The organism is Faecalibacterium sp. BCRC 81149 (assembly GCF_022750605.1).
In the GTDB taxonomy this organism is placed as follows: Bacteria; Bacillota; Clostridia; order Oscillospirales; family Ruminococcaceae; genus Faecalibacterium; species Faecalibacterium duncaniae.
This window is the reverse complement of record NZ_QXJA01000002.1, coordinates 44,581-57,545: the sequence shown is the minus strand read 5'-3', so window position 1 is coordinate 57,545 and position 12,965 is coordinate 44,581. Positions and strand designations below refer to the sequence as shown.

General features: G+C 47.1%; 15 protein-coding genes. 10 read left to right on the top strand and 5 right to left on the bottom strand.

The annotated features are described in order from the left end of the window. The first annotated feature begins 91 nt into the window (after positions 1-91). Entirely contained in the window at positions 92-454 is a 363-nt protein-coding gene (locus D3F01_RS03155) for a helix-turn-helix transcriptional regulator (RefSeq protein ID WP_233503293.1), read from the top strand. A 163-nt stretch (positions 455-617) separates the two neighbouring features. On the opposite strand, the gene D3F01_RS03150 is transcribed toward D3F01_RS03155, so the two are convergent. Then, positions 618-1,172 carry an ImmA/IrrE family metallo-endopeptidase gene (locus D3F01_RS03150; protein ID WP_110437429.1) on the bottom strand — a complete coding sequence of 185 codons (555 nt, stop codon included), beginning with the start codon at positions 1,170-1,172 and terminating at the stop codon, positions 618-620. A 51-nt stretch (positions 1,173-1,223) separates the two neighbouring features. Further along, complete coding sequence (locus tag D3F01_RS03145; RefSeq protein ID WP_002304411.1) at positions 1,224-1,673, bottom strand: helix-turn-helix transcriptional regulator; 450 nt, start codon at positions 1,671-1,673, stop codon at positions 1,224-1,226. 286 nt (positions 1,674-1,959) lie between these two features. Here D3F01_RS03145 and D3F01_RS03140 point away from each other — a divergent pair, with 286 nt between their 5' ends. From D3F01_RS03140 to D3F01_RS03105, 8 genes are all read left to right on the top strand, one after another. After that, positions 1,960-2,523 (top strand): hypothetical protein, encoded by a 564-nt coding sequence (locus D3F01_RS03140; protein WP_110437430.1) that lies wholly within the window; start codon positions 1,960-1,962, stop codon positions 2,521-2,523. 261 nt (positions 2,524-2,784) lie between these two features. After that, entirely contained in the window at positions 2,785-3,090 is a 306-nt protein-coding gene (locus D3F01_RS03135) for a helix-turn-helix transcriptional regulator (protein ID WP_181966891.1), read from the top strand. A 514-nt stretch (positions 3,091-3,604) separates the two neighbouring features. Further along, entirely contained in the window at positions 3,605-4,012 is a 408-nt protein-coding gene (locus tag D3F01_RS03130; RefSeq protein WP_110437431.1) for a type II toxin-antitoxin system PemK/MazF family toxin, read from the top strand. A gap of 6 nt (positions 4,013-4,018) precedes the next feature. Next, on the top strand, positions 4,019-4,255 hold the full coding sequence (locus D3F01_RS03125) for a helix-turn-helix domain-containing protein (RefSeq protein ID WP_110437432.1): 237 nt from the start codon (positions 4,019-4,021) through the stop codon (positions 4,253-4,255). A gap of 117 nt (positions 4,256-4,372) precedes the next feature. Continuing rightward, positions 4,373-4,996, top strand: a complete 624-nt coding sequence (locus D3F01_RS03120; RefSeq protein WP_110437433.1) for a helix-turn-helix domain-containing protein — start codon at positions 4,373-4,375, stop codon at positions 4,994-4,996. Between the two features lie 4 nt (positions 4,997-5,000). Beyond that, entirely contained in the window at positions 5,001-6,374 is a 1,374-nt protein-coding gene (locus D3F01_RS03115) for a site-specific integrase (protein ID WP_002304423.1), read from the top strand. 85 nt (positions 6,375-6,459) lie between these two features. Then, a complete protein-coding gene (locus tag D3F01_RS03110; RefSeq protein WP_002304425.1) occupies positions 6,460-6,765 on the top strand; it encodes a hypothetical protein in 306 nt (101 codons plus the stop codon). A gap of 834 nt (positions 6,766-7,599) precedes the next feature. After that, positions 7,600-7,743, top strand: coding sequence for a hypothetical protein (locus D3F01_RS03105; RefSeq protein WP_156061935.1), 144 nt, complete (start codon positions 7,600-7,602; stop codon positions 7,741-7,743). Between the two features lie 146 nt (positions 7,744-7,889). Here D3F01_RS03105 and treC read toward each other — a convergent pair whose 3' ends face one another. Both treC and D3F01_RS03095 read right to left on the bottom strand, forming a co-directional pair. Next, complete coding sequence (gene treC / locus D3F01_RS03100; RefSeq protein ID WP_156073393.1) at positions 7,890-9,515, bottom strand: alpha,alpha-phosphotrehalase; 1,626 nt, start codon at positions 9,513-9,515, stop codon at positions 7,890-7,892. 18 nt (positions 9,516-9,533) lie between these two features. After that, on the bottom strand, positions 9,534-10,442 hold the full coding sequence (locus tag D3F01_RS03095; RefSeq protein ID WP_347474716.1) for a PTS transporter subunit EIIC: 909 nt from the start codon (positions 10,440-10,442) through the stop codon (positions 9,534-9,536). 20 nt (positions 10,443-10,462) lie between these two features. Here D3F01_RS03095 and D3F01_RS03090 point away from each other — a divergent pair, with 20 nt between their 5' ends. Then, positions 10,463-11,053, top strand: a complete 591-nt coding sequence (locus D3F01_RS03090) for a UTRA domain-containing protein (protein WP_242885910.1) — start codon at positions 10,463-10,465, stop codon at positions 11,051-11,053. Between the two features lie 269 nt (positions 11,054-11,322). Here D3F01_RS03090 and D3F01_RS03085 read toward each other — a convergent pair whose 3' ends face one another. Further along, the gene (locus tag D3F01_RS03085; RefSeq protein WP_227612552.1) at positions 11,323-12,720 is read right to left on the bottom strand and encodes an ATP-binding protein; all 1,398 of its coding nucleotides are present in this window, start codon (positions 12,718-12,720) and stop codon (positions 11,323-11,325) included. Positions 12,721-12,965: the final 245 nt, after the last annotated feature.

The window sequence follows — 12,965 nt, the reverse complement described above, 5'->3', positions numbered from 1 at the left end:
AAATGCAACTTGCACCCAATGTTGGTTGTTGAGATTTTTGGTACATTTTATAATGTATAGCAGAATCATACACAGCATGGAGGTGATTGAAATGCAACCGGAAGTTGACTATATAAAAATCGGTCAGCGCATTAAAGCTGCTCGCCAGGAGAAGGGATACAGCCAAGCAGACTTGGGTGCGTTGGTTGGTTGCTCGAACAATCATATGAGCCATGTTGAAGTTGGACAGACGAAAGTTTCTTTGGCAATGCTTCTAAAACTGGCATTCGTCTTGGAAAAGAACTTTGACTATTTTTTGCTGGATACCCCATATGCAAAATGCGACAGCATCATCGATGATGAGATTGCTGCAAAACTGAAAAAGTGTAATGTAACAACATTGATAACCGTAGGAAAGATGATTGATGTCTTGATTGACCAGCAAGAGATGATAAAAAAAGCGGAGCTTGATTGATATAATGAAAAAGAAGCCCATTGACGGTTCTGAGTGAACTGCTGTGGGTTTCTTTTGTTGCAATACAATATACTGATCCTTTAAGAAACAAAAAGTCCACCAGTCATGATGCACTGCGCATCGTACTGGTGGACTTTTTCTGTAAAGATATAAAAATAGATATTCATATATCGCCATAACTAATGTCGTTATCGTAGGCATGAAGATCTTCTTTCAGGAAATCTGCTTTACGAATATACATCGAATTTACCAGCTCTCCTTTTTCGTGGAGCAGGCTGAATTTGTAGTCTAATAATGCTGCCGGTACATAGAGCATTTTAGCCGTTTCAAAAAATGTGTGTTCCGAAAGGCATTCCAGAACTTCCCCATCTTCTAACAGAAGCTCCGCCGCAAAAAAGTTTGCTTCATTTTCTTCGATTGATCTATCATCAAAAACTTCCATTTCTTGAAAGCCGTGCATCATGGCGATTTTTGTATGCAGGACAGCGTGTCCTAATTCATGTGCGACTAAGATACGTTCCAGGATGCCGTTCACATTGTGATCTATCACGATATTCTTCTGTCTGGACTGGTAATAGAAGAAGCCCTTCAATTTCTTCTGTAAATCGTAATAGTGGATTTTGATACCTAACAGCTGACATAGTTCGTAAGGGTCTCTGGTGTGATATTTTCGCACAAGCTTATCGACAGTTTCAATGATATGCTCTGCCGTTTTCATTTGCTTCACCTCCGAATCGCACACAGAAAACATATTCTGTGCTTGAGGATTTTACTCTTTATCTTTATGCTTTCTGTATTTCTTCGGAGTGTACTTTTCCCGTGCTGTTTTCTTAGAGTCCATATAAACTGACATAATCGCCTGGAAGAATACATCTTTTGCGTCCTCGTCCAATTCTCCACCGGCAAACAGAGAATTTACACGACCCAGCACTTCCTGAGCTTCTTTTGCTCCCTTTGAACCGAAGTTTTCCTTTGCCTCTAAAATAAACATATCCTGATCTATATGGCTCTGGCTGTCCGTTTCAGATTCATCCAAAAGATAGGACACAGAGATATGCAGCGCTTCAGCAAGTTTTCTGATGTTGCTTTTTCTGGGGAGTGTTCCGAGCTGCTCATAGGTGTAAAGGGATCTTTCGGAAATGCCGGTCATCTGGGCAAGCTCCGTTTGAGATAGGTTCATAGCCAAACGAGCTTCTTTAATTTTTTCTCCAAATGTCATGGTACTGTCCTTCCTTTCAAAAAATATTTATTCGTAACTTCCGATTATTTGTTGACAAACTTCTGGAAAATGCTATAATGGGAATCAGAACAGAAGTATTAGTTCCACTTAATTATATATCGGAACTTTTATAAAGTCAAGAACTTCCGATTTTGCTTCTGTTATTTTAATCAAATATCGGAAGTTATAGTCATTCTTGTCCCATGGTATTTGTTTCCCTTTAGCCAAGTGACAGGAGTTAGAAAGGAATTCTTATTTTATGGATTAGGCTGAAAGGAGATTCTGAATGAGCAGATATAATACACAGGTATTAAGCAATATTCGAATGCTTTGCCGGATGCAGAACATTGACGAAAAGGTTCTGTATGAAAGAGCAAAGCTGATTTTATCCATATATCGAGAGGTGTGCTGGTCTACTATTGATCGTGCGAATGATGTATGTGATACCCTTATTTGTACTTACGGTGACAGCTTAGATGGAGCATTGATTTATCTGGAGAACTTTGCTCCGGATGAAGCGAGAGAACGATTTGAAGAACGTATTCGAAGCTTATTCGAGACAAAGTGGATCATTGAACTGGTAGATATGGCGATGCTGAAAATCAGAGAATATCCGGATAAAGGCGCTCTGTACTGTGAGATTATCTCAAAGGCATATCTCAATCGCTTCAAGTACAAAGAATCAGAAATGCTGGAGGTTCTGAATATGGAACGCAGCAGCTATTATGACCGAAAGAAAGAAGCGATACTGTTATTTGGTCTGTCACTTTGGGGAACAGCCATTCCTAAATTGAAAGATTTCCTGGAAAGTGCCAGGGAGGAAGAAGCATTGTGTTATTGTGAGTGCTAAGACAGGATTTTAGTCCGACTAAAATCCGATGAAAATACGACGGTTTCCATACTGAAAGTCCGACTTGTCCAGTGTTAGAATGGCTATGCTGGGAGATAGCGGCATAAAATTGAATAGAGAGAGTTACGCCTCGTGCCTGTAATGGGTACGGGGCTTTTTTTATACCAGCCTATCTTCCTTCATTTTAACACAAAGGCATGAACGAGAGCTTGGAGTAATGTACTCCGGCTCTTTTTTTATGCCTGCAAGGAGGACAGGCAGATGGCAAAGGGCATTGAGAACCAGTCACGATCTCCTCCCTCCGTTTTTGATTTTGCAACTTCACAAATTCAAAAACACGGAGGAACGAAAATGTATTACGACTTGGTTGAAAGCGGAAAAAGAATTAAAGCATTGAGAAAGAAACATGGGCTTACACAGGAACAGCTTGCGGAGCAGTTGGGCGTTGCCGCAAACACCATTGCACGAATTGAAACCGGCAACAGAGGCATCTCTATTGATTTGGCAATCGAATTGGTCGTGCGCTTTGATACAACCCTTGATTACATATTTTTAGGTCGTGAATAACCTCAAAACTATACCTACGAGGCAATAAAAACTTGCATGAGGAACAGGTACAATTTAGATACAGCCAAAGAAAATCGGCTGCTTGATCCTTGAAAACTGAATACACAGTCATCGAATACGTTCCTGTTGCCGGTGCGAGAGCATCAGCCACATCAGCGGTACGCCGTGACGTATCGGACAGAGAAACAGAACGACTTTCTTCTATAAATTAAGCAGTTGTCTCTCTCCCGATGCCAGCGATCAATACTGGCTTGTAAATATTGGGTTGCTCCCAATACGGCCATGAAAGCAACAGGATTAAAGATACTTCTCTACGGAGCTGGCGGAGAACCCGGCAGAGGTTAGATTCCTATGGAACTGATTCGCAATCAGTCGTTCGGTGATTCCCTGAGGGCGTAAGCCCTCTTTCTCAGGGGTGCGTGGCAAATATGGGACACATAGACTTTTGGACTGACTGCCTGATTCATTTCAGGCAGTCAGTTATTACATACCCAACGAAAGGAGGTCATGGCAAATGATGAAAGAAAATTGGGTATATTGCCGTGGTGATATTTATTGCGCCAATCTGGACCCGGTAGTTGGGTCGGAACAAGGCGGCATCCGTCCGGTTATCGTCATTCAGAACGATACCGGTAATAAACACGCTCCCACATTGATTGTGGCAACGGTCACCACCAGAATCCATAAGAAAGCGAATATGCCGACGCACTTTGTTATTTACGACAATCCTGCATTCAAAGAAGCGTCCGTTGTTCAGCTGGAACAGATTCGCACCATTGATAAGAGCAGGATTGATAATTACTTAGGTAAGGTAACGCCCCGTGAAATGGTAGCGATTGAGAAAGCCTTATCCGTCAGCCTGGCAATGGAGCAGCTGAAAAAGCGTTCCACAAAACATAAAGCAAAGAAAACGAAGGAGTGAACATAAATGTTTGAAGAAAGAATCGCTGCCATGAATCAGCGCACCGAAGAAGCGATAGCTGCTAACACAGTTCAGTTTGATAAGAGAACCTATACGGTTGATGAGATTCAGGATATTCTGGGCATCAGCAGAACCAGTGCATACAACCTTGTGAAAAAGAAGGTTTTTCATAGTGTCCGCATTGGCGGCAGCATCAGAATCTCCAAAAAGAGTTTTGATGAGTGGTTGGATCATCAAATGTAAGATTTGTCAAGGGTGTCGTACAACCCGGCGACAAACTTCAAAACATATTGAGAGTTCGATAAAATGTAGCCATGACAAGAAACACATGGCTACATTTTTTACATAGGAGGTTGTACGATGGCGGAAATGAGAAAACGCACGAGTATGTCTGTTCCGGAAATGGGCAGGATGCTTGGTCTTGGAAAAACGGAGTCATACTGGCTCATTAAGAAGAATTACTTCAAAACCATTCTTGTCGGCAACACCATGAGGGTGATGATCGACAGCTTTGAAGAATGGTATGCCAATCAGTTCAAATACCAGAAGGTCGATGGAACCCCTCCCGGTGAGGAACTGAAGAAAACTACATATTCAATGGAGGAGCTTGGACAGCGCCTTGGGCTGAAAGAAGCGACTGCTTACGAACTGGTTGCCAAAGGGCATTTTGATGTGGTCGATGTCCTGGGCAAGCGCAGAGTGACCAAGGAGAGCTTTGAAAGATGGTATGCTTCTCAAACCGATTACCGCACGGTAGAGGATCAGGAACTTGATGCAGATATTATGGCATCCACCTACGGTCTGCCAGAGATTGCAAGAATGCTTGACACCAATCGCCAGAATATCTACAGCATTGCCGCCAAGGGAAGCTTCGAGCTGATTCGAGTGGGCAGGCATAACCGAGCTACAAAAGAGAGCTTTATGAAGTGGTATCAGAATCAGACCCGCTACCAGTTAGCGGAAGATAGACAGGAAAGGAGATGATTACATGGCATCTATCGTTAAGAGAAAAAAGAAGTATTCTGTGGTTTATACATACACCGATGAGAACGGCAACAAGCGTCAGAAGTGGGAAACCTTTGAAACGAATGCTGAAGCAAAGAAAAGGAAGTTGCAGGTTGAATATGAGCAGGAGTCCGGAACCTTTATTCCCCCTTCTGCTAAAACCGTCAACGATCTTTTGGATGAGTATATGTCAATCTATGGTGTGAACACCTGGGCGATGTCTACCTATGAAAGCAGAAAGAGCCTGATTGCAAACTATATTCGTCCCCTCATCGGTGATATGAAGCTGGAGGATGTCACGCCGAGAATCATGGACAAGTATTACCGAGATTTGCTTTCTGTCAAAGCGGTTTCTTCTAAGTATGTAAAAGCCCGTACAGAATATCTGACTCCGCATACTGTCCGAGAGGTTCACAAGACATTGCGAAATGCTTTCAATCAGGCGGTCAAGTGGGAATTGATGACCAGAAACCCTGTGGAGCACGCTACACTGCCGAAGGAAGAACACAAGACCAGGGACATCTGGACAGCAGAAGTGCTCCAGAAGGCTCTGGAAGCCTGTGACGATGATATTCTTCGTCTGGCCATTAACCTTGCCTTCTCCTGTTCCTTGCGAATGGGCGAGCTTCTGGGGCTTACTTGGGACTGTATTGACATTTCCCCCACCAGTATTGAACTTGGTCAGGCAAGCATCTTCGTTGAAAAGGAGTTGCAGAGAGTAAATCGTGAAGCGATGGCAGATCTGGACGGTAAGGACATCATGTTCAAGTTCCCGCCGACCTTCGCCAGTACGCATACCGCATTGGTTCTCAAAACTCCTAAGACCAAAACAAGTGTCCGCAAGGTGTTCTTACCGAAAACCGTAGCGGAAATGTTGGTACAGCGAAAGGCTGACATCGAAGAACTGAAAGACCTTTTCGGTGACGAGTTCGTAGACTTCAATCTGGTTTTCTGTTCTTCCAATGGCAAGCCGATTGAGGGGCAGGTTATCAACCGTGCTTTCAATAAGCTGATTGAGGAGAAGGGACTGCCGAAAGTGGTTTTCCATAGTCTCCGACATTCCAGTATCACTTACAAGCTGAAGCTGAACGGCGGCGATATGAAATCCGTTCAAGGCGATTCCGGTCATGCACAGGTCAAGATGGTAGCGGATGTTTACTCTCATATCATCGACGATGACCGCAGACTGAACGCTGAAAGAATGGAAGCTGCGTTCTACTCAGGCAGACAGGCAACGCCTGAGCCGGTTCAACCAGCCGCAACGGAAAGCTCCGCTGATGATAAAGAACTTCTTCTGAAGCTTCTGCAAAATCCGGAAATGGCAGCACTCCTGAAGTCGCTGGCAAAAACATTATAGTAACTGCAAGGGCAGATCCTTTTACATAGCTACAATAGCTGTAAAAGGGTCTGCCCTTATTTTTTTGTTATGGAGGTCAACGAGTATGGATAGAATCTTTATGGACGAGTATTACGAGCATCTGAGAGCTGACAATATCGAGGCATTTTCCAAGGAAAGGAACGACGAATATGTTGGCAGAGCTGAGGAATACAAAGCAGCAAAGTCGGCATTGCTTGAAGGATTGGGACTTGAGCATTTGTTTGACCATAGCCATGAACTGACTCCGAAAGAGAAAGAAATATGGATGCTGTTCGATAGGGTTGATGTAGCAGAGCTTCTGGCAAGGGATGCTTTTGCCAAGGGTGCTTATATGCTCGGCGCTGAGGATAGAGAGATTATGCTGAAATAAAAAAAGACCTGCTTCGGCGGGTCTAAATTACATAGAATCATTGAGTCTGAAAAAACCTTTGAAATTCTTAATAATGCTGGTTGAAAAATCTATTTTGAAATGATATATTAAACAGACTAAGATGGTGTCTAAAGACATCAGCGCCTCCGCACGAGAATGAATAGGATTTCCTATCATTTCGTATCACGAGAAGTTACATAGAGGAATTTGCTTGCACTTGCAACGTCCACCGAAAATCGAAAGCCTTGCTAATTTCGAGCCAATTGGACGGTGTAAAATCCCTATGAAAATGCTTATGAAGCGTAATACCAGATAGGATTTGAAACTGTGAAAAGCCTTGTATTTCCAAGGATTTTCTTGCACTGTGTTGCACTTGGTTTCATCGTATCGGGTCTACTCCTAAGCGAAAGGCCGGCGGTTCGAATCCGCCTGAGGACACTATTTCAAAAATTGCGAAGGTCATTTTTCCATGTGAAAGATGGCCTTCGCATTTTTCATTTTGAACCTATCATCAAAATTAGCCAGCGAATGCCATTAGCAGAATTTTCGGTTCCAGCTAATAAAATCAGGCTTCCAGCAAATGAAGCCCCATAAAGCACCTTTGAACTCTGTTTCCCGGCTCTCTGCTAAAATTGGCGAACGCTTTCCTGTAAATCCATGTAAACACAAGATAAACTGTGTAAATCTATTTTCCACATTCCTGCCTGAAACCGTGTAAATCACTTTTCTCCATACATAGCGCGTTCACTCGCTGTTCTCTCGGAACAGAAAGAGGAACGCGCTTTTTTTGTTTTCGGGCTGAACTTCCCGAATCCACCAAAGGAGGGTTTACCGATGAAAAAAGTTCTGACCGTGACGTTTGACAGCTGCAAGCCCCTGCACACAGCTCCAAGCTCCGCACCCTTCTGCGGTGAGATCGTCTGTGCCGACATCGGCATCCGGGACGAATGGCACCCGGCAGGTCTTGCACAGCTTTAAACGCGGAATTTTGCCCTTACAAAAAAGCACTTTCCCTTATATTTGCATTGCAAATAAGGGAAAGTGCTTTTGTCTTGCTCACTATGAGGTTACGATCGCAAAGGATACGGTCAACTCCCAATAGCGAAAAGATAATACGGCAGCCTTCACTTTTTCAGCACTACGCACTCATAGGGGCGCAGCGTGTCGGCGGTGTCGGGGTAGTTACCCAGCAGTTTCTCGGCATCGGTCCAGCCTACGGGCAGGGGCTTGGCAATTTCCCGCTCCCGCAGGTTGCAGAGAACCAGCAGCTCCGTCTCGCCGTCGTACCGGCGATAGGCTAACAAATCCGCGTTGTCGGGGTACAAGAACTCGATTTTTCCCGCACTGATGACCGGCATTTTCTTGCGCAGGGCCACCAGCGTTTTGTAAAAGCTGCGGATGGAATCCGGGGCGTCCATTTGGGCAGCGGCGTTGATGGCCTTGTAGTTGTCGGCAATGCCGATCCACGGCGTACCGGTGGTAAACCCGGCGTTCTCGCTCGCGTCCCACTGCATTGGGGTGCGGCTGTCGTCGCGGCTGCGCTGGGCGATAATGTCCAGCGTCTCGGCCTCGGTCTTGTCCTGCTCTCGCAGGATCCTGTAGTAGTTGAGGCTCTCGACGTCGCGGTACTGCTCGATTTTCGTGAAGTGCGGGTTCGTCATGCCCAGCTCCTCACCCTGATAAATGTACGGTGTGCCGCGCATAAAGTGGATGGCCACCGCCAGCATCTCGGCGCTTTCCTTCCAGTAGGTCGTGTCGCTGCCAAAGCGGCTGACCGCACGAGGCTGGTCGTGGTTGCACCAGAACAGCGCATTCCAGCCGCCGTGGGCCTGCATCCCCTCCTGCCAGGTCTGGAACAGTTTCTTCATGGCGAGGTAATCAGGCTCCCTCAATTCCCACTTTTGCCCGTCCTTGTAGTCGACCTTCAGGTGGTGGAAATTGAAACACATCGTCAGCTCGTGGTTGCCCTCAGCGGTGTAGCCGATGCAGTTTTCCAGCGTGGTGGAGGACATCTCCCCCACCGTGATCATGCCGTCGATGCCGCCCGCGGCGACCAGCTCCTTCAGGTACTTGTGGACGTTGCGGCCATCGGTGTAGAAGCGGCGGCCGTCGCCCTCAAAATCGTCCTCATAGACCTCCGGCTTGGAAATGACGTTGATGACGTCGAAACGGAACCCCTTGATGCCTTTCGCCTTCCAGAATCGCAGGATGTCGGCCATTTCCTCCCGCACGGCGGGGTTCTCCCAGTTCAGGTCGGCTTGCATCACATCGTACAGGTGCAGATACCACTTGCCGAGCCATGGTACATATTCCCACGCAGGGCCGCCGAATTTCGACACCCAGTTCGTCGGGCAGCAGTCGGGCGTGCCGTCCTTGAAGATGTAATAGTCCTGGTACTTTTTGTCACCCGCCAGTGCTTTTTTGAACCACTCATGCTCGGTGGAGGTGTGGTTGAACACCATGTCCAGCATCAGGCCGATGCCGCGCCTGTCCGCCTCGCGGATAAGCTCCTCCAGATCCTCCATCGTGCCGTAGCGCGGGTCAACGGCACGGTAGTCGGCCACATCATAGCCGTTGTCGCGCTGGGGCGAGGGGAAGAACGGTGTCAGCCAGAGATAGTCAACGCCCAGGTCGGCGAGGTAGTCCAGTTTCGCGGTGACGCCCTTCAAATCGCCGAAGCCGTCACCGTTCGAGTCCATGAAGGATTTCGGGTAAATTTGGTAGACAACTTTATCTTTAAAATCATTCATGGTACACACCTCACAAAATCAGGCAACGCCTTTTTTCTTGCCGACGATGACGGTCAGCACAAAGGGGACGACGATGGCAATGGCCATGCACAGCGCAAAGCTGAGCATATAGGCGGGCTGGATTGACAAAATACCAGGGATGCCGCCGACACCGATGGCGTTGGCCGTGGTGGAAGTTGCCACACAGACGACCGCTGCGATGGCAGATCCAATCATGCCGCAGATAAACGGGAAGTGGAATTTCAGGTTGACACCGAACATGGCAGGCTCCGTAACGCCCAGATAGCAGGAGATGCAGGAGGGAACGTTGACTTCCTGTGCGGCAGCATTCTTGCGCTGCAGGTAGATCATGCCCAGCACGGCGGAGCCCTGCGCAATGTTGGACAGCGCGATCATCGGCCACAGCATCGTACCGCCAAAATCGGCGATCAGCTGCATATCAATGGCATTGGACATGTGATGCAGGCCGGTGATGACCAGCGGGGCATAAACAAAACCGAAGATTGCGCCAAAGACCACGCGGAAGGAGCCGGAAATGCCGGCGTAGACGATGTCAGAAATGAAGGTGCCGATCTTCCAGCCGATGGGGCCAAGGACAGTGTGGGCGATGATGACGGACAGCACCAGCGAGCAGAAGGGCACCACGATCATGGAGATGACCGCCGGGCAGATCTTGCGGAAGAATTTTTCTAGATAGACCAGCGTGAACGCGGCCAGCATGGCGGGAATGACCTGCGCCTGATAGCCGATCATGTTGATGGTGAAGAAGCCAAAATCCCATTTGGGGATATCTGCCGCCGCAGTAGAAGCCACGGCGTAAGCGTTGAGCAGCTGGCCGGAGACGAGCGTCAGGCCGAGGACGATGCCCAGGCTTTGGGTCGTGCCCATTTTCTTTGTGACAGACCAGCAGATGCAGACCGGCAGCATATGACTGCTCCCGCAACACGGTGCGCCGTGCAATTGCGGAACTGATCGCCGACGGCTATGTGCAGTCCATGCAGGGACGTGGCGTTCGGGTCATCTACCAGCCGGTGGGAAAGACGACCTTTACCATCGGTGGAATAGAGACCTTTCAGGAGACCGCTAACCGCAATCGTCTGCAAGCCGTTACCCGCGTCATTCGGTTTGAGACCATCATCGCAACGGAACAGTTTGCCGCGGAAAGCGGATTTTCTGAGGGCGATGAATTGTGGGCGGTACAGCGTGTGCGTTATCTGGACGGAAAAGCACTGATTCTGGACATCAACTACTTTTTAAAGGAATTTGTACCCGGACTGACAGAGGAAATCGCATCCCATTCCATCTATGATTTTATTGAAAACGTGCTTGGAATGCAAATCATCACCAGCAAACGGCGCATCACGGTGGAACACGCAACTGCCCGTGATGAAAAGCTGCTGAATATGGACGGCTATGATTGCGTGGCAGTGGTGGTAAACCAGACCTTCAACTCGGACGGGATGCTGTTCGAGTACACCCAGTCCCGCCACCAACCGGACTATTTCTGCTTTCAGGACATTGCCACGCGGAAAAAGTGAGCGGCAGACACCCGGCGCAGGGGGATCCACCTGGGATTTTGCGCTGGGCCGGGGCTCCGGCAAAATGGGTTTTAGGGTGTCCCTGAATCAGAATCTGTTTTATCCACAGTCATCATATATCTTCTTTTGGGCCGAGATCCTTCTAGGGATCAGTTTCAAAATGAACCGCAAGCCGCCATAGATCATCTTGAAAAAATCAAAGGTCTTTTATAATCACTTCAACAAGAAACGCTCCTGCCAGTTTTACACCGGCAAGAGCGTTTCTTGTGTTATTCAAAAATATCGGCAAGGGTAATCAGCTGTACTTCTCCGCGTTCCTGTGCCCGAAGTAGTCCGTCCGTAAATCCGCCTTTCGAGAAAATGTAGTAGTGGTAGTTTGTTCCTTTCCCAAAGACTGCTGCATATTCCCGAATCAGTTCCAGTTCGTCCAAACCGATTTTTTCATTGCGGTATTTGCAGGAGCCGATGATATAGTCATTGCCCTCAACCGGCGTTCCGACAATGTCGATCTGGACCTGCTTCTTTTTTTGAGGGTCGGTTCCCCACCACTGCCCGATCTCACTCAACTCGATAGGAAGATCATTCGCATAATAGAGCAAGTAGTCTTGGCACATCTTCTCAAAAATCAGACCCATATAGTCTGGAAAATACTGCTTCACCGCATGGGGGTAGGTCTTTGCGATCCGCCCCGAATCAATGGCACTTGCATTGACCGGCACAAAACGGTACCAAAAACGAAAAAAATTGTCCGCCAGAAGATAGATCGTTTTTTTGCCCGTTTTCTCTGTGATCGGCGTTTCCTTTTTGACGATTCCAAGGTCTATCAACGTTTTGAGGTACTTCGCCACCACAGAGTTTTCTTCACCAACCTTCGTGGTGATATCATTCAGGCGAGAAGCCCCCTCTGCAATTGCCTTGATGATTGCATTATAAATTGCCGGTTCACGCAGCTCCTGCTTTAACAGGTTGGCCGGTTCCTCATAGAGGTAGCTGGAACGGTCAAACAAGTTTTCCATCAGTGCTTCATCTACGCTGTCCCGAACATCCAATTTGTTGATATAATGCGGAACGCCGCCTGTGATGCCATAAATCAGGGCGTTATCTTCTTCGGACAGATTCGGATGGAATACCGCTGTTTCCTTATAATCCAGCGGCATGATCTTGAATTGCGCTGTTCTGCGTCCATACAGAGGGCTTTCTTTGCCCAAGACCTGACTTTCCATAAAACTCATGGACGAACCACACAGGATCAGGTACATTTGGGAATCTGTCCATTTATGGTCGATGATGTGCTGAAGCATTGTGGAAATAGCGGGTTTAGCCTTTGCAAGATAAGGGTACTCATCAATTACAAATACGATCCGCTGCTCCTTGGAGAGAGCTGTCAGTTCGTCCAATGCTGCATCGTAGGTTGTAAATTCCGGAGATGATTCTGCATTAGGTCGTTCAAAACTCATGATTGCCTTGGACAAGGCTTCCAGATTTTCTTTTCCGGTCGTATTCAAGGCAGAGAAGAAAATGGTCGGTTTGTCCTTGCAGAATTCATTGATCAGCGCAGTTTTTCCGACACGGCGTCTGCCGTAAATGACAACACATTCAAACTTTCCATTCTCATATCGTTTGTTTAACTTCCGAAGTTCCTCATCGCGGCAGTAAAATCGGCTCATTTTGTTCCCTCCCCAAAGTGCATTTATAATCTTTATATACTCATAAGTTAGTTTCTTACAAGTATAATACTTCGTTTTTTACACAAAGTCAAGAAATAATTTTGACGGCTCATCGAGAAACAGGAACGATACTTCCTATTTTCCTCAAAAATTGTGAACTCTGAGTTCCTGTTCATTTCGTTCCGCATCGGTTACAATACAGCCATAGCCTCGGCAAGCGTTCAAAGCAGCCCTCAAGCTATCCC